The 19,809-nt window shown below is 36.6% G+C and carries 16 protein-coding genes; 7 read left to right on the top strand and 9 right to left on the bottom strand.

Annotated features, from left to right (window positions below):
- Positions 1-213: 213 nt before the first annotated feature.
- On the bottom strand, positions 214-1,281 hold the full coding sequence (locus FN817_RS12890) for an alpha/beta hydrolase family protein (RefSeq protein ID WP_142718298.1): 1,068 nt from the start codon (positions 1,279-1,281) through the stop codon (positions 214-216).
- Between the two features lie 48 nt (positions 1,282-1,329).
- Between FN817_RS12890 and FN817_RS23470 the strand changes: the two genes are divergently transcribed.
- Entirely contained in the window at positions 1,330-1,458 is a 129-nt protein-coding gene (locus tag FN817_RS23470; protein ID WP_262712107.1) for a hypothetical protein, read from the top strand.
- Between the two features lie 582 nt (positions 1,459-2,040).
- Here the strand turns inward: FN817_RS23470 and FN817_RS12885 are convergent.
- Both FN817_RS12885 and FN817_RS12880 read right to left on the bottom strand, forming a co-directional pair.
- Entirely contained in the window at positions 2,041-3,099 is a 1,059-nt protein-coding gene (locus FN817_RS12885) for a serine hydrolase domain-containing protein (protein ID WP_142718297.1), read from the bottom strand.
- Positions 3,100-3,239: 140 nt separating this feature from the next.
- A complete protein-coding gene (locus FN817_RS12880; protein WP_228451549.1) occupies positions 3,240-4,385 on the bottom strand; it encodes a helix-turn-helix domain-containing protein in 1,146 nt (381 codons plus the stop codon).
- A 275-nt stretch (positions 4,386-4,660) separates the two neighbouring features.
- On the opposite strand from FN817_RS12880, the gene FN817_RS12875 reads away from it, so the two are divergent.
- Positions 4,661-5,227, top strand: coding sequence for an REP-associated tyrosine transposase (locus FN817_RS12875; protein ID WP_142718295.1), 567 nt, complete (start codon positions 4,661-4,663; stop codon positions 5,225-5,227).
- 362 nt (positions 5,228-5,589) lie between these two features.
- Here FN817_RS12875 and FN817_RS12870 read toward each other — a convergent pair whose 3' ends face one another.
- Entirely contained in the window at positions 5,590-7,986 is a 2,397-nt protein-coding gene (locus tag FN817_RS12870) for a hypothetical protein (protein WP_142718294.1), read from the bottom strand.
- Positions 7,987-8,349: 363 nt separating this feature from the next.
- On the opposite strand from FN817_RS12870, the gene egtD reads away from it, so the two are divergent.
- Genes egtD through FN817_RS12845 form a run of 5 tightly spaced genes read left to right on the top strand, consistent with a single transcriptional unit; the run spans position 8,350 to position 14,197 of the window.
- On the top strand, positions 8,350-9,330 hold the full coding sequence (gene egtD / locus FN817_RS12865) for an L-histidine N(alpha)-methyltransferase (RefSeq protein WP_142718293.1): 981 nt from the start codon (positions 8,350-8,352) through the stop codon (positions 9,328-9,330).
- Between the two features lie 16 nt (positions 9,331-9,346).
- Complete coding sequence (gene egtB, locus FN817_RS12860; protein WP_142718292.1) at positions 9,347-10,537, top strand: ergothioneine biosynthesis protein EgtB; 1,191 nt, start codon at positions 9,347-9,349, stop codon at positions 10,535-10,537.
- An 8-nt stretch (positions 10,538-10,545) separates the two neighbouring features.
- Positions 10,546-11,466 (top strand): ABC transporter ATP-binding protein, encoded by a 921-nt coding sequence (locus FN817_RS12855; protein WP_142718291.1) that lies wholly within the window; start codon positions 10,546-10,548, stop codon positions 11,464-11,466.
- On the top strand, positions 11,463-13,028 hold the full coding sequence (locus tag FN817_RS12850) for an ABC transporter permease/substrate-binding protein (protein WP_142718290.1): 1,566 nt from the start codon (positions 11,463-11,465) through the stop codon (positions 13,026-13,028). The genes FN817_RS12855 and FN817_RS12850 overlap by 4 nt, the downstream gene beginning before the upstream one ends.
- 11 nt (positions 13,029-13,039) lie before the next feature.
- Positions 13,040-14,197, top strand: a complete 1,158-nt coding sequence (locus FN817_RS12845; protein WP_142718289.1) for a MalY/PatB family protein — start codon at positions 13,040-13,042, stop codon at positions 14,195-14,197.
- 146 nt (positions 14,198-14,343) lie between these two features.
- On the opposite strand, the gene FN817_RS12840 is transcribed toward FN817_RS12845, so the two are convergent.
- From FN817_RS12840 to FN817_RS12820, 5 genes are all read right to left on the bottom strand, one after another.
- Positions 14,344-14,691, bottom strand: coding sequence for a hypothetical protein (locus FN817_RS12840; protein ID WP_142718288.1), 348 nt, complete (start codon positions 14,689-14,691; stop codon positions 14,344-14,346).
- Between the two features lie 56 nt (positions 14,692-14,747).
- Positions 14,748-15,149 (bottom strand): hypothetical protein, encoded by a 402-nt coding sequence (locus FN817_RS12835; RefSeq protein WP_142718287.1) that lies wholly within the window; start codon positions 15,147-15,149, stop codon positions 14,748-14,750.
- Positions 15,150-15,292: 143 nt separating this feature from the next.
- Entirely contained in the window at positions 15,293-15,529 is a 237-nt protein-coding gene (locus tag FN817_RS12830; protein WP_142718286.1) for a hypothetical protein, read from the bottom strand.
- A gap of 73 nt (positions 15,530-15,602) precedes the next feature.
- On the bottom strand, positions 15,603-16,229 hold the full coding sequence (locus FN817_RS12825) for a hypothetical protein (RefSeq protein ID WP_142718285.1): 627 nt from the start codon (positions 16,227-16,229) through the stop codon (positions 15,603-15,605).
- Between the two features lie 7 nt (positions 16,230-16,236).
- Entirely contained in the window at positions 16,237-19,782 is a 3,546-nt protein-coding gene (locus FN817_RS12820; RefSeq protein ID WP_142718284.1) for a peptidoglycan-binding domain-containing protein, read from the bottom strand.
- Positions 19,783-19,809 lie beyond the last annotated feature (27 nt).

The following is a 19,809-nucleotide window of genomic DNA, read 5'->3' as shown; positions in this document are numbered from 1 at the left end:
AGCTTCATCCGCGACTTTGTCGGCCTCTTTGCTCCCTTAAAGATAAAACGGTTTGAATCTAATCATTGCGTTTTAAAAAAATAAAAGGCTGCGAACATAATTCAGGAATGTATTGAAGAATCTCATCTATTTCAAGGTGATTCTTCCTTCGTCAGAATGACAGTTTAGAAAAATATAAAGTTTCGGCCGTTTGTTTTTCCGTTTTTCCTCTTCTTAATTTGTCTTTATACTCCTGAAAATCTTATATTGAGTATCCACCACCGACTGGTTAAATCCGTGTGCGGCTTTTGGAAGTAAGAAATATTCTTTTTTAGGTGCTTTCAGGGCATCGAAATACTTTCTTGACATTTCTTTAGGCGTCAGGATGTCCTCTTCCCCCTGAATAAGATATACAGGAACTTTAACATTTAAATTATCCTTCATCATATCGATGGATGCTCCCATAGATTGTACGCCTAGTTTCTGATCGCCCACAAAATTCACAAATGAGTAATCGTCACCATCTTCTCTGTTTTTGCGGTCTTTCTCATTATCATACTCTGGAGCCAGAACAAACCAGTTTCCCGGAGCGGGTGTAGAATTTGCCTTTTCATATTTTTTGATCACTCTGTATAGCAATCCTGAATTTTTTGCACTGGCATAAGGTGGCTGCCCTATGGTATTCAATATTTTCAGGGCGTCATTATCCTTTTTATCCTCTGCCATTTTATAGAGCCTTGCATATCTTTCTGTACTGAAGTTAGGATTCACAATTTGAGAATGTCCCACATAGGCGTAAAAAAGTTCAGGAGCTTTGGTGGCTATTTTCAGTCCGAGAGCAGATCCCCATGAGGTACCGGAAAGAATGATTTTTTTCTTTCCAAGGTGCTGCAATAGATATTGGGAAAGGGTAATGCCATCATTGGTCATTTGGTCAAGGGTTAGAGGATGGGCTTTTAAATATTCGGGAGTGAGTTCTTCCGGAGGATTATTGTGTCCGTAGGTTCTCCCGGAACCACGCTGATCCCATTGAACGACGATGAAATCTTTTTCCAGATCCTTATATAAAACATCAATATACGGAGTAATAGGACTTCCCGGACCACCATGGAGAAATAAAATGATCGGTTTGGAGGGGTTTCCATTAATAGTTACCCATTGTTCAATCCCATTGATGGGTACATATTGTTCTTCATGAATTTGCCGGGTAGAAAATTTGTTATCCGGGTTTTGTACTCCCTGTGCCGAAGCCCAGAATGGAAAAAGGAAGGAAAACAGGAATAGAGATAATTTAGCGCTCATAAGTGATCATGGATATTTGAAGAGTTGATTTTAAAACGGCTCAAATGTATGCATAAATTCAAAGTTTTGGATGAAATATTTTTTGAGTTGATTATAGATGCTTGGAGCTGGGAGCTTGGAGCGGGAAGCTGGAAGAAGAAAGGTTATCTGAGTCGTATTGACGGGTGGCTGGTGTAGAAACATCTGAATTTCAGCGCTGTCATTATGAACGAAATGGAATGTAGTGAAGAACCTCATCTATTTCGAAGAGATTCTTCCTTCGTCAGAAATCGAAGATTCGGCGTAGCCAATGACAGTGCTAAGCTAAGGATGTAACACAAAGGTTTACTACTATCATTATCGTATTACAAGGGAGCAAAGGTAGAATCAATAAAATTGATTTTTTTAAGCGAACGCATAGCTATACAGCTTCATCCGTGACTTTGTCGCCCTCTTTGCTCCCTTAAAGATAAACCGTTTTGAACTCAATCTTTGCGTTTTAGAAAAGTAGGCTGGGAGCGGGAGGTTGGAAGATGGAAGTTATTTTAAGATGTGTGATAAATGGTTGGTGTGAAACTTCTGATTTCAATGCTGTCATTCTGAATGAAACGAAGTGCAATGAAGAATCTCATAGAGTTTAAAGAGATTCTTCCTTGTCAGAAATCGAAGATTCGGCATAGCCAATAACAGTGTTGAGCTAAAAATTTAACGCAAAGGTTCATAATACATGAAAAATCCAGAAAACACTTTTCTGGATTTTTGTATGATGGCTTAGGAGGTTTATTTCAGGACTTTTTCATAGATTTCCTTCAGCAGGTTTTGTCTCATTTTAGAATTTCTTTGGTTTAAAAGGATAATTATGCCCCATTTTTTTGCCCTGTTGTAGCAGATTATGGAAGATTGCCCCATAGAATCACCGGACTTCAGATAAATGGTATTCTGATCATCTGTGCTAATGGTAAGACCTAGTCCCATTTCTCTCTTTTCATCTTTATAGTAAAGCTTTTCTGTGAGCAGTGCGGCCTCAGATATTGGATTTCCGCTGGTAAGAACTGCTTTCAGATAGGTGAGCATATCTGAGGCATTAGATTTTATCAATCCTGCAGATGCTGTAATGTTCCACTTGAAAAATTCCTGAACACCGCCAGTGGGATTGTAGCCCGCAGTGATGTTTTTCACATTGAAATCTTTTGTCAGGGTGTTGGTCATCTGTAAGGGTGTGATTATTTTTTCACGGATTATCTCATCATAGCTTTTACCGTACACTTTTTCCAGTATTTGTCCCAGCAGTGTATAGCCAATGGTAGAATAGCGGTATTTACCATAATCAATAAGTTCATTGCAATTGTTGACAATGGAAGCCAGTGTTTTTTCTGTGACATTACTTACCGGCTGCTGCGGATTTAATTCTATCAGTTTGGCAAAATCTATATCCGGCAAACCAGACTGATGAGAGGCAAGATCTGAAATTCTGATTTTGTTTTTGAGGCTTTTCTGTAAAGTATAACTTTTAGGCAGGTAATTGTCAATATAATCTTCCGGTTTTAGCTTGTTCTCAATAACTGCCTGGGCAATTAAATTTGAAGTCAGAATTTTAGTAATGGAAGCAATTTCAAATATGGAATTCTTGTTAATGTCAACAGTGCTTTCTTTGCTGAGTTTTCCATAGGACGTATAATATTCTTCATCATGACTGATAAATCCAACACTGATGGCAACATCCGGATTTTTCTGATAATTGTCTTTGATGATGGAATCTATTTTTTTGGAAATGTTCTGTCCAAAAATAAAAGTACTCATTAGTAAAAGTACTGCTGAAAGAGTGAATGAAGTTTTCATTGTATCGTTATTTTAATAGTTAAAAATGATTTCGATACAAAGATGTGGAAGTGCTTGGACCTACGCGACCGAATAAAAGTATTCGGCCGAATTGGTCTGAAAAAATACGTTCGGATAATGTGAAAAGCAAGTACGAGTAATTACAAAGTATTGTTTTGTAATGAATTGCGGTACTCGGTGGGCGTTTTCCCTGTATGTTTTTTAAAAGCAGTATTAAAGGAAGATTTTGAATTAAAACCAACTTCGTACAGGATTTCAAGAATGGTTACCTTGCTTTTTGTAGTATCTTTTAGAATATTCATGGCATGTTCGATACGATAGGTATTTACAAAATCGTAAAAATGCTGTCCTAATTGATGGTTGATAAGAACAGATAACTCACGAACGGGAATTTCGAGTTCTTTTGAAATATCCTGTATGGTTAAAGAAGGATTGAGAAACGGTTTTTCTTCCGTCATGAATTTCTTCAGCTTCAGTAATTCTTCATTGTGTATATTTTCATTGACAGCTTCGGGAGTATCATTTTTTTCTTCTGAAATCAAATCCGAAACAAGTTTTAATTTGGAATCAATATTTCTAAAAAGGCCGGGGTTATTCAGTGCCTTGTACAGATACCAGCATACAATAAAAAGCTGAAGGACCAATGCTCCTATTTTTATCCATTCTGAGATGTACAGATAATCCGAAAACTTGAAAATATTCTTCAATAGAGCAATGGAATATAAAATGGTAAGCACCACCGTAAACTGGAACAGCCAGTTGTAGGAATTGACATGGGTGCCTGCATTATTTTCAAGATAGAGCGTTTTAGCTTTTCTTAAAAGCAGAAATACAGCAGTACAATAAACAATTACCTGAATATGGAACAGAATATGATTGAACTGAAGCTCCGGCATATGCTGATGATTGACAAGGAAATTAACTTTAGAAGCGGTATCTACAGTGTAAAAATGGGGCAGCAAAACAGCATTCACAACTAAAAAGGGAAGGAGATGAATGAGATGTTTTGGTCTGAGTTTAAAATCAGAATAACAAACAGACAGCACATACAGATAGAAAACAGGAATCTGTAAAAATGCAAATGTATTTCTCAGCATTCCCAGATTGGAAGGACCACTAGAAACTGAATTCAACAAAGGTTCACTCACATCTATGGCGGTGAGGATAAGGAAAAAAGCAAAAAGGCGATTACTGGTTTTGTATTCTGTTTTGACTGTAAGTAAAAAAAATACAAGAAAGAATGAAACGAACAACGAGATTATCGTTACGATACTTAATAAATTCATTTTATCCATTCATAATGCTTTATGTTCTGTATTGATACGGGTTTTACTTTCGTAAATATAATTATTTAACCGACATCGGCATACAGGTTTCAAAGGGAAACAGAATATTGTTTGTACGTTTTAGAAAATGGAAGTTAAAAGGTTTGGAGGCTGGGAGAGGGAAGCCAGGGGCTTTGAGGTGTATTGACGGATGATCTATGAGACTCTTCCTCGCTACCGCACGATTGTATCGTGTGGTTTCTTACAAAGTCTTTATCTTTATAAAAACATAATTGATGAGTCGTAATTACAAATTCCACAATCCTGAAGGATTATATTTCATAAGTTTTGCTGTCGTAGGTTGGCTGGATGTTTTCATTAGAAATGAGTATAAAGAAATTTTTTTGGAAAGTTTAAGATTTTGCCAAAAGAGTAAAGGAATGGAAATACATGCGTGGTGCATCATGTCAAGCCATGTACACTTAGTTTTCAGAAGTATAAATGGACAGAAACCGGAACTTATGATTGGTGATTTAAAAAGATTTACAAGCAAAGCACTTGTAACAGCAATCAAAGAAAATCCTACAGAAAGCAGAAAAGAATTTTTATTAGAATTCTTCCTCAAAGAAGGTGCAAAAACTTCAAATGTAAGCCAATATCAATTTTGGAGACATGATAATAAACCAATTGAGTTATGGAGTAACAGGGTAATTAACCAGAAGATTAATTATATACATCAAAATCCGGTAAAAGCAGGTTTAGTTTTCCGTGCGGAAGATTACAGATACAGCAGTGCAATAGATTATTCTGATGAAAAGGGACTTTTAGATCATATTGTAGTTTTTAGAATGTTTGATTTATAATGCTAAAGCCACACAAAAGGATTCGTGCGGTAGCGAGGAGAGGGAGGTAGGAGCTGGGAGCGGGAAGCTGGAAGATGGAAGATGGAAGTTATTTTAAGGTGTAGCGATAGATGGTTGGAGCGAAACTTCTGATTTCAACGCTGTCATTCTGAATGAAACGAAGTGCAGTGAAGAATCTCATAGAGTTTAAAGAGATTCTTCCTTCGTCAGAAATCGAAGATTCGGCGTAGCCAATGACAATTGCTCGTCGATCTTATCATTCTTTAAAAAAGACAAACAGCTACTCTTTATCACTATCATAACCTCCATCTTCCAGCCTCCTGCTTCAAAACTAAAAAAGAGGCTTTTTCAGCCTCTTTTTATCATTTCAAAACCTGCTGATCAAAAAGAATATGGTCATCTTCATCAAAACTTATGATCAGTACTTTATATTGTTTGGCACTGTCGTTATTGAAGAATTTAATTCTTGGCGGCACGTAATCGCTGTCAAATAAATTCGGGTTCCAGTAAAGGGTTTCTCTGGTGTCATTTTCAATTTTTTCCGGAGCATCATCATCTATCATTTCAATAGGAAACTCTGAAGGTTTATCATATCCTTTGATGATGGCTGAGTTGTTCTTTGGTGTTTCCTTTTCATTACTTTTAGATTTCATATTGCCTTTCATCGTGTAGATGGCTACGGCATCACCTATTAACCCTGATCCTTTAATGATTTTTACCATGGCAATATTATTCACAGGCATGCTTGAAATCATGGTAGGATCAGTAAGGATCTCATCTAAATACAGCTTAGCCTGCTGGCCCCGGATATAGGGTACATTTGCCCCTGAATTGTTTCTTTGAAACGTTAAACCTGCTGCTTTTCCCTGCATCCAGTCTAATATGTTAGTATATCCTGAGACATGCTGATCTTCATTTACAAAGTCGAAGACGGTAGAATTTACAGAACTGAACATTCCGGTGGAGAGCTGCTTGTCTAATTCCTGTTTGGGATCTTTCTTTTTTCCTACCAATGCTACCTCCTGAATCTGGATATCATTGCTCTCTTTCTTCCTGATATTTTTTTGAGTATTGATGGCTCTGGCAATTGCCGGAGGAAGGGTTTTGCTTTTAGCAGATTTTACCAACGTATATTTTGTACCCGGGAAATTACCTTTAAATTCTGAAGGATTTACCAGGGGTTCCACGGTGACGAATAAATTATCAGTACTTGACTCTTTATTTTCTGAATTGACAAATAATGAAACATTCACAGGCTCATCATTGTTGAGATTATGTAAATAAACATACCCGTTTTGATCTGTTTTAAATTGATTAAAGGCTGGTTGATTTTTACCTAATTGCAATACTAAATTGACATCTGAGTTGATCAGCAGAGCATTGTTTTTAATAGGTTTTACTCTGTAAGATAGATATTGCTGAGATTGGGTTTTAATGACAGGAGTAGTTCCGCTGAGTACGGAATTCCAGTCGAATCTCTTCCAGTTTTCAGAAATAAGAAGGGCGTCTAAAGCTTCAGTATTGGCATTTTTAGAAAAATATTGTGCCGGACTGTCTATTTTTGAAGTAAAATCTCCCGTTAGCCAAAGTGCGCTCAGAATATTTTCTTCATCAGGAGTTTGGGTACCGTCATCTTCACTTACCACAACAGTATAATTTTTAAAATAAGACTCCGGAGAAAGATCAATACTGTTGAAAGATCTTGGAGTTTGTTTTAAGCTCTGAGCTATGATTTCTGCTTTTTCAATCTTTAAATCGCCGGGTTTTATAAAGCAGAGTCTTTGGGCCACAGGATTGTCCTGCTCATCAAAAACGACCAGTTGTAAAACACCATTCGCTCCGTTGCTGATTTTTGTAGGAATAAGACTTGATGCTTCATTCGTTAAATGATTGATATTTGCTCTGTAAGCAAGATGGTTATTGATGAGTCCTACGATTTTATATCCCTGCAGCTGCTGTTTCAGATTAACACCTTTTAAAGTATACTTAATTCCTTCCTTAGAGCTGTGAACTTCTACATTCAGACCGCTGTCTGCAGCCTGTGGCAGATCTATTGTCTGGCTTTTTCCTGCATTATCCTGAATAACAGCCTGGTATTTTTTTCCGGATGCCGGAGTTATTGTAAAGGAAGCAACATTCTTATCAAAAGATTTAAATGTAGTGACGGGTGTTTTTGGATTTTGTACATCAATTATTTTTCCGGTCCAGCTTTCCGGTAAAGAAGAATTGGCAGATAATCTTACCGCAAATTTTGTAGGCATCCCGTTAATGAAAGTTCCCCCTTCCGGAAAGGCTTTTGCAGACCAATCAGAACTTTTAGCAATCACTAATGATTCTGTGGAATTCGGGTTGTAAACCGGAAGTGTTTTAACAATCTGAAAATCTTCATTAAAGTTGGTCATATAAGGCGTATAAGCTCTTACAAAATAAACCTGTTCAGGAAGGTCTTCTTTTAGCTGAAAATCTCCGCTGCCTTCACCATTGGTAAGAAGTACCGTTTTCCAGTCTATTAATTTTTTATCAGAATTGTACAGTTCAACAAATAGAGTAGTGGATAATGCAGAACGGTTATATCCGTCGAATACAAAGCTTTTGAACCAGATTTTATCACCAGCGGCATATTGTGATTTGTCGGTAAGCAGGTATACTTTCTCCTGTTCATAATTATCCTCAAGATTGGTAATTGCTTTTTCCAGTTTGGTTTGTGCCAGTACAGGTGTTACCATTGAAATAAGCAAAACACAGAATATATTTTTCATAAAAATCTCAGCGCATTTTAATTCTGGGCTAATTTAGTCATTTAAAGACTTCGGAAAAGGTTAAAAACTTATAATTATCCAATTTAAAAAGCATTTCTTTCAGATTTTGATGAGCAGGTTTTTAACAGCCATACTGGCGCAGTTTTTTTCGGAAAAATGATTCCATTAAAACACTCTGATTTAAGAAAAGTATTAGGGGAGGTTCCGTATTTTATCAATAAAATGAGATGTGGTACATCAAAACCGCAAATAAATCCTATCTTTAATTAGATGAATTGGAGAAGCTTATAGATATTCGGAAAGCAATTCCGGAGACGGCAAGATAGTTGTATTCAATGAACGACCAAAAACAAAATGTAAACTATGAATGTACAGTTAAAACAGGATTGTCATTTTAAAGATGATGGTGCCGATAATTTCGGTTCGGACGTTTTAAAAGGCCTGTCCGCTCATCCGAAAAAATTATCTTCAAAATATTTTTACGACAAAACAGGCGACCGTCTTTTCCAGCAGATTATGGCCATGCCGGAATATTATCTTACCAATTGTGAGCTGGATATATTTCAGAATAAAACAGAGGAACTCGCAAAAGCAATTTCCAATATCAATGAATCTTTTGATCTCATAGAATTAGGAGCAGGGGATGCAATGAAATCATCTTACCTTCTCAGGAATTTGGTAGAAAAAGGAACAGATTTCACCTATATGCCTATCGATATTTCGGGAAATATTCTTTCTGTTTTGCAGGAAAACCTGAAGAAAAAGCTGCCTGAACTGGAAATTTTACCGTTGGAAGGAGAGTATTTTGATATGCTTGATAAAGCCACCGGGATTTCAAAAAGGAAAAAAGTAGTCCTTTTCTTAGGCGGAAATATAGGAAATATGGAAAGTGAGGAAGCCAGACATTTCTGCAGTGAGGTGAAAAGAAAACTGAATACCGGAGATTTATTTCTTGTAGGTTTTGACCTGAAGAAAAACCCGAAGACTATTCTTGCGGCTTATAACGATCCTGCAGGAATTACGGCTTCGTTCAATCTTAATCTTCTTACGAGAATCAACCGGGAACTTAAAGCTGACTTCAAGGTGGAAAATTTTCAGCACTATCAAAATTATGACCCTATTTCAGGAGCCTGCAGAAGTTTTCTGGTAAGTCTTTGTGATCAGGAAGTTCATGTGGGAAACCATTTGTTGCAATTTAACAAAGATGAGCTGATTGATATGGAAATTTCTCAGAAATTTTCTGAAGAAGACATCAAAAAACTGGCTGGAGATTCAGGATTTCATATCCTTGTTGAGATTAAAGATACTAAAAACTGGTTTGTAGATTCTATCTGGATGGTATAATTTAAAATAAATTTTTATGAAAAAAGATGCATTACTTGTAAAAGCAAATCCTCATAAAAACTGGACAAAAAGTTACTCTGAAATCCGAAATCATTCCGTTGAGATTTGCAGTCCTTTGGAAATTGAAGACTATGTGGTTCAGCCTGTAGTGGATGTGAGTCCTCCGAAATGGCATTTAGGACACACCACCTGGTTTTTTGAAACTTTTATTTTACAGCCCAATTTTCCGGGGTATGAAGTCTTTGATCCTCAGTATAATTTTGTCTTCAACAGTTATTACGAAACCATCGGTGCCCGTGTTATCCGTACCGACAGGGGAAATCTTAGCCGCCCGTCTGTTTCGGATGTTTTTAAATACCGGGAATATGTAGATCAGAAGATGAATGAATTTCTTCAGAACGGATATCTTACAGAAACGCTGGAAGCTCTGCTGGAATTAGGTTTAAACCACGAACAGCAGCATCAGGAATTATTATTGACAGATATCAAATATATTTTAGGACACAATCCTTTATTTCCTCCTTACAAAAAAGAAAATATTTCAAAAAACGAGAGTGATTTCAACTCAGAAATGATCAGCTTTTCAGAAGGAGTTTATGAAATCGGGTTTAAAGGGGAAGGGTTCTGTTTTGATAATGAGCTCGGAAGGCACAAAGTATACCTGAATGATTTTAAAATTTGCAGTCAGTTAGTGACCAATAAGGAATATTTAGAATTTATTCAAGCCGGAGGCTACGAAGATTTCAGACACTGGCATGCAGAAGGCTGGGATTGGGTGAAGCAGAATCATGTAAAATCCCCTTTATACTGGCATTGTATTGATGGAAAATGGATGAATTATACTTTACACGGATTACAGGAAATAGATATGGAGGAGGCAGTCTGCCATATCAGTTTTTTTGAAGCTTCTGCTTTTGCTTCATGGAAAGGGAAACGACTGCCCACCGAAGCAGAATGGGAAGTTGCATCAGAATATTTTGACTGGGGAAAACGCTGGGAATGGACCAATTCTGCGTATCTTCCATATCCGGGATATAAAAAAGAAGCAGGCGCTGTGGGAGAATATAACGGGAAATTTATGGTGAATCAAATGGTGCTTCGCGGTGCTTCAATAGCAACTCCGCCCGGACACAGCAGAAATACGTACCGTAATTTTTTCCAGACTCATTTACAGTGGCAGTTTACCGGAATCAGACTTGCACAATAATTTTGCCTATGATTACAGTTGAATCGGTTTCAAAAAGTTTTAACGGAAAAAAAGCCGTTGATGCTATTTCTTTTCAGGCCAATGACAAGGAAATTCTGGTGCTTTTAGGAACAAGCGGCTGCGGAAAAACAACCATGCTGAAAATGATCAACCGTCTGATTGAAGTAGATTCCGGGGCTATTTTGATTGACGGTAAAAATATTCAGTCGCAAAAAGTGGAAGAGGTGCGCATGGGAATCGGATTTGTTATGCAGCATTCCGGATTATTTCCCCATTACACCATACAACAGAACATAGCAGTCATTCCTGATTTGTTGAAATGGGATAAAAAAAAGACAATCGGAAGAACTCTCGAATTATTGCATAAACTTCATCTTTCAGAAGAGATACTTACACGGTTTCCAAATGAATTAAGCGGCGGGCAGCAGCAAAGAGTGGGAATTGCCAGGGCTCTGATGGCGGATTCACCTGTTTTGTTGATGGACGAACCGTTCGGAGCATTGGATAATATTACCAAAACCGATATTCATGCAGAATTTAAATCACTGGAAGAGCTTAAAAATAAAACAATTATTCTGGTTACCCACGATGTTCAGGAAGCATTTGATTTAGGCCATAAAATCTGCCTGATGGATCAGGGGAAGATTATTCAGACAGGAACTCCGAAAGAAATGCTGTACCAGCCCAACAATGATTTTGTTAAAAATTTCTTTGCCAAAAACCGGCTTTTACTGGAATATAAAGTGGCCAGACTGAAAGATATGACTTCTCTGATTGAAGGAAGCCGCTTCTATGAAGAACTTCAGTTTTCAGAGAATTCAAGTGTATGGGATGCGTTGCAGCAGTTGAGTGCAGATACTTTGCTTTCCGAAGATTACGAAAATCTGGTGAAGGCTTTTAATGAATACCGAAAATTCCAGACTGTATGAGTGAGCAGAGTTTTTGGCAGTTTATCACAGAACAGCATGAGAAACTTCTTACTCAGGTTGTACAGCATCTGGGACTTACTTTTTTGTCTTTGTTTCTGGCGATCATGATTGGAGTGCCTTTAGGAATTCTCATTGCCCGAAAGACCAAATTGTCAGGTTCTGTTTTGGGGATTGCAGGAATTTTACAGACTATTCCCAGTATTGCGCTGCTTGGTTTTATGATTCCTGCTTTCGGGATCGGGGCAACTCCGGCCATTGTTGCATTGCTGATCTACGCGCTTTTACCTATCATCAGAAATACATACACCGGAATTACGGAAGTAGATCCGGCGGTCACTGAGGCTGCAAAAGCAATGGGGATGAACAGAAGACAATTGCTTTTCAAGGTTCAGCTTCCTTTGGCAATGCCTGTCATTATTGCGGGAATCAGAACGGCGGCGGTTATTAATGTCGGAGTGGCTACTTTAGCTTCATTTGTGGCGGCAGGAGGTTTGGGTGAGTTTATTTTTGGCGGAATTTCCCTCAATAATACCAATATGATTCTGGCAGGAGCCATTCCGGCAGCGTTATTGGCTGTTCTTTTAGATCAAACCATCGCCGTTTTACAGAAATTAAGTTATCAGTCTGTAAAGAAATTAAAATATATTGTCCCGGCTGTATTGGTGATTATTGGAGCTGTTTATCTTTTTGCTTCGGCTTCAAACCAGAAGCTTAAGGCAGGCTTTACACCCGAATTTATGGGGCGGCAGGACGGTGATCTGGGGCTCCGTTCTGTATACGGGCTTGATGCACATCCTCTGGTGGTAAGTGATGCCATCATGTACAAAGCAGCCTACGAAAAAGAATTGGACCTCATCAGCGGATATTCTACAGATGGGAGAATCAAGGCTTTTGATTTATATGTTCTGGAGGATGACAAGAAGATTTTTCCTCCTTATTTTGCTGCTCCGGTGATCAAAACAAAAACCCTGGAAAAGTTTCCTGAACTGGAAAAAACACTGAATCTTTTAGCAGGGAAGTTCAATGATTCAATCATGACAGATCTGAATTATAAAGCCGATTATCTTAAACAAACTCCTGAGAAAATCGCTAAAGACTTTTTAATAAGAACAAACTTATATAAAGATCCGCGCAAAGGAAATTCCCAAACCATAAAAATCGGGTCAAAAATTTTTGGTGAACAGTATATTCTTGCCGAAATTTACAAAATGCTCATCGAAGGCTATACCGATTATAAAGTGGAAACAAAAACGGGGCTTGGCGGAACGAAAATCTGCTTTGATGCCCTGATGAATGATGCGATTGATTTGTACCCCGAATATACAGGAACCGGACTGCTGGTTTTGCTGAAACCTTCGGCAAAAACAATAGAAGAAGTCTCTAAGAGCCCGGAAAAAACATTGGACTATGTCAATCTGGAATTTCAGAAACAGTACGGAATTGAATGGCTGAAACCACTCGGTTTTAATAATGCGTATGCTTTGATGATGCGAAGGAAACAGGCGAATGAACTTAACATTAAAAATATTTCAGACCTGAAGAATTATCTGGATTCAAATTAATGATCTTAAACATGAAATACAATTTCGACGAAATCACAGAGAGAAGAGGAACACATTCTGTAAAATGGGACTGGGCAAAGGCAGACATCTTACCTATGTGGGTTGCTGATATGGATTTTAAAACCGCACCGGAAGTGGTTCAGGCTATCTCTGAGAAGGTTTCTCATGGTATTTTCGGATATGGCACTATTCCTGAGAATTTTCATCAGTCTGTTATCGATTGGTGGGAAACAAATCATCATTTTACGATAGAAAAAGAGTGGCTTTTGCCTGCAACAGGCGTTCTTCCGTCACTTTCGGCGATCATTCGTACTTTTGTGAAGCCTGATGAAAATATTATTTTGCAGACTCCGGTGTACAATCACTTTTTTACTATTTTAGAAAATTACGGATGTCATATTGTTTGCAATGATCTGAAATATGAAGCCGGAAATTACACCATTGATTTTGATGATCTTGAAAAGAAAGCTTCTGATCCGAAAACAAGACTTTTGTTGTTATGCAATCCGCATAACCCTGTGGGGAAAGTCTGGACAAGAGAAGATCTGGAGAAAGTAGCTGACATTTGTACACAGAATAACGTGATGGTGGTTTCTGATGAGATTCATTCTGATTTGATTTTTAATAACCGTCAGCATATTCCTTTTATTTCAATAGCTCAGCATTATGAGCTTCAGTCGGTCACCTGTGGTTCGCCGTGTAAGACTTTTAATTTCTCAGGGCTGCCGATATCGTATCTGATCTCCCGGGACAAAAATATATTGGAACAGACCCGGAAAATGCTGGAACTTCAGGAAAACAGCTATCCTAATCCAATTGCTATGGAAGCTTTGATTGCAGCGTATACAAAAGGGCATGAATGGATGGCTGAACTGAAAGACTATCTGTATCAGAATTTTATATTTCTAAAGAATTTTTGCGGTGAACATCTGCCTGAAATCAAAGTGATTCCTTTGGAGGCGACCTATCTGGTCTGGCTGGATTGCCGTTCATTCGGTAAAACTTCTGATGAACTGTCAAAAATTCTTCTGATGGAGGGTAAAGTCTGGCTTAATTCGGGGACAATGTATGGTGAAAATGGGGAAGGGTTCATGAGAATCAATATCGGTTGTCCAAGACAGCTCCTGACCGAAGGACTGGAACGGTTGAAAAAAGCTTTGAAAGAATAAAACGGAAACCATGAAAAATATCAATCAGAGCAGATTATTTCTGCTCTGATTTTATTTCTATTGATAAATATTTATGGGAGAGAAGATGCCTATTGGTGTAAAATAAAACCACAACTTCTTGTGTTGTGGTTTTATTATTATTGGCGTTAAGGAATGTAATGATAAATGCCTTCAAAAAATAAGATATACCTTCCGGGCTGAAATTCTCCATATGAAAACAGATAGAGTATATCATCCTTTTTAAGGTAATGAATTTCCAATCCCTCTTCAGATATATATTTTTCAATGAAACTGTTTCTTACATTAAATTCACTTTCTCTGACGATGGTATCAAAACTTTCACCATCTATTTCTTTCTTTAAATCTCTTAACGGACTGTTGTAAAAATCAATCAGTTTAATTTTTTGATTTTCTATTTCAAAAATTTTTTTCAGGCATTCTTGTTCATCGCCATCAAACAATTTTTGTCTGGTTATTTTGTTTTTTCTGATCATTCGAATTTATCGTTGTATAATCATCTTTGTCTAAGGATTCTTCAAAATTGAGTGTTTTAGTCAATATTGAAAGGCGCCATATTTGATTTTTCATCCAGATATTCTATTTGAAAATAATAGGTTTCATCTTGTTTGACATTAAAATTGGCTCCTTTGAAATCGAGAAACAGGTCATTCTCTATTTCTTCAAGTTTCGCTTTTAAAATAAGCTGAGCAGATTCTCCTGTTTCAATTGAAGCTACATGGGTGGCATCATCTATAGGCATCATATAACTGACTCCTTTATGTAATCGATCCTTGTTTCTATCATATAAATGAACTGTTTCTCTTACAAGTCCACCTGTATTATTAGACAGGTTTAGTTTTAATGTCTCTTCAGATATATTGGAAATATTTACATAGAACAAGAAAGATTCTCCATCCTTTTCTATCTCTGCGTTTATTTTAATTTTAGTCATATTGATTTTTAATCTAAATTAATTAAAGATAACTTTTATATCTTACTGAAGAAAGACAATTAAATATAAAACCATAACATAAAATAAGTTGTGGTTTTATATTATATGTGAGATAATGTTTTATTTAAGTTGATGTGATATTATTATCTCCATGAATTCATTTTATAATTTGAAAAGTTAATTTTCATATCTTCTATTCTATCTTCAAGGGCTTTGATACCTGTATGCAAATACATCTCTTTTTCAGATTCATCCAGAATATAAATGATATCAAATCCTGGGCTTGGATTGGGAATCGGAACAGATAATTCGATATTGTTGTCTTCTTCAAAAACATAATATTCCCAATCTTTCTTTTCTAATAGTTTCTTTTTATTCATTTTAATTTTTTTACATATAAAATGAGGCTATCTCATTGTAAAGATAGCCTCGTTAGAACTTATTTATAAAGTACTATTCATTCTTTTCCCTTGGAATAGGATCACCTGTTTTGGGATCGATAGTATATTTTTTTTGAAAACTTTCAATAGTTTCGGGTTCTCGGGTTAAAGGATTTACACCGTATTTTATGATATAGCTTGTAACGGTATCAGGTTCGCCTACATTGCCCATAAAACGAGGTGTTGGATCTGCATCATACTTATCCCACCATTCTTTTTCTTTTCTTTTTTCCTCGTCAGACATTAAAGCTCGCCTTTTGGCTTTTTCTTCTTCAAATATTTTTGAGTTAAAACGTGCAATTTGTCCTTTGTGATCTTCTGATAATGAGTCATATATGGCTCCTCCTATTTCTCCTTCTTTTTGATACAGAATGACTTTTTGTAATAAGGCATCGTCAAAGATTTCTGGTAAATTGTTAAAATCTACATAAGGTAATTTAGCATTTCTTTCTTTTCTGTACTTTTGGGCCCCTTCAGACTCTTTAAAAGTGACATATTCTTTTTGCTGATGAGGCTTAAGGATATTAAACACTTCATTAAAAATAGAATTGTTTAAATCTTCTATATTTAAAAGTAATTTTAAATTAAACTCAGGCAGTTCATTTGGGATATAATTAAAGTAATCTGTTGCGAAAATCATATTCTTTTTATTTTAATGGTTTTAGTAATTCTAGGTACTCTATTTCATAATATTCTATGTCATTGATAGTTTTTATATATTTAGGGTCAGATGTTTGACGAAAATAACCTTCATTCATAAGTACTTCTTCCTGTATCATTGTAGAAGGTGGATCTGCATCAAAGTGTCTTATGGGTCCAAGATTTTTACCCCAATCAGACAAATCATCAATATAGACACCTCCTCGTGATGTGATTTTTCTAATAATTGCAACTTTTTCTCCTGCTTTTACATTCCTAGCTGAAAGTTGAATAAATCCGTCAGCTACTTTATCATCTAATGTAGCAGAGACCATCCCTTTGAAAGCAACCTCATTTCCTTTTCCATTTTTTAAAGTTGAGTTAAAATAATCTAAACCTTCCATACGCCCACTAAGAACTGTTTTTCCACTCATATTTCGTTCTTTAACTTTTCTTAGTTTTTCTAAAGCCGTATTTAAATCTTTATAAACCTGACTGTTATATTTACCCCACCAGGAAGGTTCAAATCGTGCCGGAGTGTTCACTATTCCTCCATCTACTGTGAAAACCTGAATAGAGGTAAGTTCAGTATGAGTGGCATCACCGGTAGGTAATAATTTATTTTTATTTTTTAACCAATCAATAGTTTTTGATGATTTTTCAAAATCGGGCATCTTTTCCCAAAATTTATACCATCCATAATCTCCAAAGAAACTCTCAAAGTTTTTTACAGTTTGTGTGAAAGCTATATGGTTATCTTTATAACTTTTAACAAAGTTAATCAATTTGTCTTGATTATTTATTTCATTTAAAACTTTAGGATCTGCTGATTCCAAAGCTTTATTGAAATTTATTAGTTCATTTTCTGCTAGATAATGTCTGAGTTGTATTATTGAAAGTTGTTGCTTGAATCCAGTCAGTTTTGGAGATATACCATCTGTCAGATTATGAGGCGTATCAATAAATTCACTATGCTGCTCCGGATTGTAAGGTTTTTTTGATGTTTGCTTAGATGTTTGCCTTTTTACCTTTGGAAGCTTCTCTAATTCTCCTCCTTTTAAATTTTTACTGCTTAATACCAACAATCCTGCTGTTACTGTTAACTGGCTTAAAACCTTAGCAATTGCAAGTGTTTTTTCTGCTGTAGTCAGGTTTTTATTATCCTTAATAGTTTGTATACTATCTAAACCATCAGATGTAATCATCACAGCAGCAGTACCGTTAAGTGCAAAATCAGTTAAAATAATATACTGCATTCCTGTTGATGATATTTTCATAATAGAGGATGCCTTAGCGATGCTGGATAATGAGCCTGCCATCCCTAAAAAGCTGGAGGCTATCATAATAACATCCAAAGCCAGTGTTTCGTTGGTAAGTGTTCCTTTTTCTACTTTATCAATAATACTGGCCGTTCCGGAAGTTGCACCTGTGGCGCCTGCCGCTATAAATAAGAAAGGAGCAATAGGCGCGGCCGGTGTAAATGAGGCTACCAATCCTGCTACTGCCAATCCTAAAGAAGCCCAGCCCGCTCCGGTAGAAAGTGATTCCCAAAACGATGCTCCGTCAGTAGTGAAATTACCTTTTAGAGTAGGATATCCCAATGTATTGGACGGAATTTGATAAGCAAGAATGCCATCCGGATACGTGTTTTTGCTGTCAAATTCTTCAAATAGATCTTTTAAATTATTTCCTTCATAAGTACGTTGATGCTGTACACCTGGAGTAAGATCTGTTAGTACATAATTGCCAGGATTTTTTTTGCTTTTTCCTATAAATAAATTGAGTGACAGGGTTTCTGTAGTTTCCTCATTAATGGCTACGGCATTGATTGCCAATGCTGTTTTTGGAGAAATGGTATTAAAGCTTTTATCAATCTCTTTTTTATATTCTCTGATGTTTTTTAACGCCTGATAGTCATCACTTGGTAAGATAACTTGTCGGTAAGATGCTTCCTGCCCTGTTAGGTTATTATTTTTGTCTAATACAAGACAATGAATGGTATAAACTCCTGTAAGTGATCCTAAAAAAGCAGCTGTTGTCTGGGAGGAATTCATATTCCAGCCATCTTTACCGAAATATTCTCCTCTTTTATAACCATGTACAGTGGCATTTTTAGCATATTCTACACCTAGTAATGCGCTTGTTCCATCAAACATTTCTTTGGGTGTATTGATTTCTGCAAACCAGAAATAATGATGATCTTTAGGGATAGGCTTCCCTTTAATTGAATAATAAGACTGCGGAATATGATTAATATCTGCAGCACTCACTCTTGCAGGATTTTCACTAAATGATGCAGATTCAATGTAGAAATCCGGATTGCTTTTCTGCTCTTTGGAAGCTCCTTTTGAAAGGTTGAACTCAATAAAGGCTACCTGCTGTCTGAAATCTGAATAATTTTGAATTTTATTCTGTTTTAAATCACCAGCTGCCGCCTCTTCAAGGGTTTTAACCTGATATTCTCTGGTATATGCTCTGAATTCTTTTGTTAAGGTATTTTCTATGATGAATACGAAGGTATAGTTCCCTGGTTGATGTGTATTAATAGAAAACTGACTGATTACTGTTCCATCTTGTCTGAATGTTTTAGTATCCTTTCTAAAAGGGTATTCAAACAGGTTATACACTTTACCATCATTCTGGATCAATACTTTTCGGACAACTTCCGGCATTTTAGGGTTGCTTCCTTTGGCACTAATAACAGGGGTTTCATATTGATAGATACAATCAAACTCTATAGGTTGTCCTTCTATGGCATACTTTGTCTTAGGCTTAATCCATGATCCCTTACCTGTTATAGTAACTTCTTGCAATAGCTGGCCTTCAGGTTGCGCCTGCTCTGGCTCTGGCTCTAATTTGGGTTTTTCATAGTTTGCATATAATAGCCGTATAGCTTTAAATAAGTCTTTGTTACCCAATTCTTCATATAAATCCTCTACTAAGCCTACTTTCCTTTTAGGTTTGTATGTTGCATCATAGTATTGAATAAGCTCGTATCGGTCTTCATAGGACAGCTTTTCCAAAGCTGTAAAAACTTTATCTTCATCAGTTCCGGCAAAAATTCCTAGTGTTCTGTGTTCAAAGGCTTCGTACAGCATTTTTGCACGTTCAGAAACAGAAAGTCCAACTTCTTTCTCACTGTTTAAGAATTGCAATGCTTTATTCATTTTCAGTAAGGTTTCCCTGTTAAAAGTGCCGGAAGCATTAATATTATTTTTACGTTGAAAGTTAATGATCCCGGTCTTCGTTTCATTCCAGAAAAGATTCTTGTTTTCAGGTGTTTGATGTCCTAATTTATTAAGTGCATTATGAAGTGTTGAAACATGCTGCCCTTTATCAAACAATTGGATGACAGATCCGTTTTTTTCTACTTTACTGAATGCCCTGTTTTTAAAAGGATCATATGTTATTTGGGTAACTTCCGTTTTGGCGAGAGATATTTTGCTGTCCTGATCGGTGATCTGCTCTTGTTGCTCTTTATCCTCTTTATTATTGTTTTTTTGCTTATCGGACCTGCTGGACCTGGGTGCAAATGTTTTTTTGTGTCTGCTCATGGTATTGGTTATTAGATGAGTGTTTAT

Origin of the sequence: Chryseobacterium rhizoplanae (assembly GCF_900182655.1) — a bacterium.
In the GTDB taxonomy this organism is placed as follows: Bacteria; Bacteroidota; Bacteroidia; order Flavobacteriales; family Weeksellaceae; genus Chryseobacterium; species Chryseobacterium rhizoplanae.
This window is presented reverse-complemented; position numbering and strand designations above follow the sequence as displayed.

What these genes read in the sequence shown, in the direction of transcription:
- FN817_RS12890 (WP_142718298.1), bottom strand. Translation starts at nt 1,281, where the DNA reads ATGAGCGCTAAATTATCTCTATTCCTGTTTTCCTTCCTTTTTCCATTC.
- FN817_RS23470 (WP_262712107.1), top strand. Translation starts at nt 1,330, where the DNA reads ATGCATAAATTCAAAGTTTTGGATGAAATATTTTTTGAGTTGATTATA.
- FN817_RS12885 (WP_142718297.1), bottom strand. Translation starts at nt 3,099, where the DNA reads ATGAAAACTTCATTCACTCTTTCAGCAGTACTTTTACTAATGAGTACT.
- FN817_RS12880 (WP_228451549.1), bottom strand. Translation starts at nt 4,385, where the DNA reads ATGAATTTATTAAGTATCGTAACGATAATCTCGTTGTTCGTTTCATTC.
- FN817_RS12875 (WP_142718295.1), top strand. Translation starts at nt 4,661, where the DNA reads ATGAGTCGTAATTACAAATTCCACAATCCTGAAGGATTATATTTCATA.
- FN817_RS12870 (WP_142718294.1), bottom strand. Translation starts at nt 7,986, where the DNA reads ATGAAAAATATATTCTGTGTTTTGCTTATTTCAATGGTAACACCTGTA.
- egtD (WP_142718293.1), top strand. Translation starts at nt 8,350, where the DNA reads ATGAATGTACAGTTAAAACAGGATTGTCATTTTAAAGATGATGGTGCC.
- egtB (WP_142718292.1), top strand. Translation starts at nt 9,347, where the DNA reads ATGAAAAAAGATGCATTACTTGTAAAAGCAAATCCTCATAAAAACTGG.
- FN817_RS12855 (WP_142718291.1), top strand. Translation starts at nt 10,546, where the DNA reads ATGATTACAGTTGAATCGGTTTCAAAAAGTTTTAACGGAAAAAAAGCC.
- FN817_RS12850 (WP_142718290.1), top strand. Translation starts at nt 11,463, where the DNA reads ATGAGTGAGCAGAGTTTTTGGCAGTTTATCACAGAACAGCATGAGAAA.
- FN817_RS12845 (WP_142718289.1), top strand. Translation starts at nt 13,040, where the DNA reads ATGAAATACAATTTCGACGAAATCACAGAGAGAAGAGGAACACATTCT.
- FN817_RS12840 (WP_142718288.1), bottom strand. Translation starts at nt 14,691, where the DNA reads ATGATCAGAAAAAACAAAATAACCAGACAAAAATTGTTTGATGGCGAT.
- FN817_RS12835 (WP_142718287.1), bottom strand. Translation starts at nt 15,149, where the DNA reads ATGACTAAAATTAAAATAAACGCAGAGATAGAAAAGGATGGAGAATCT.
- FN817_RS12830 (WP_142718286.1), bottom strand. Translation starts at nt 15,529, where the DNA reads ATGAATAAAAAGAAACTATTAGAAAAGAAAGATTGGGAATATTATGTT.
- FN817_RS12825 (WP_142718285.1), bottom strand. Translation starts at nt 16,229, where the DNA reads ATGATTTTCGCAACAGATTACTTTAATTATATCCCAAATGAACTGCCT.
- FN817_RS12820 (WP_142718284.1), bottom strand. Translation starts at nt 19,782, where the DNA reads ATGAGCAGACACAAAAAAACATTTGCACCCAGGTCCAGCAGGTCCGAT.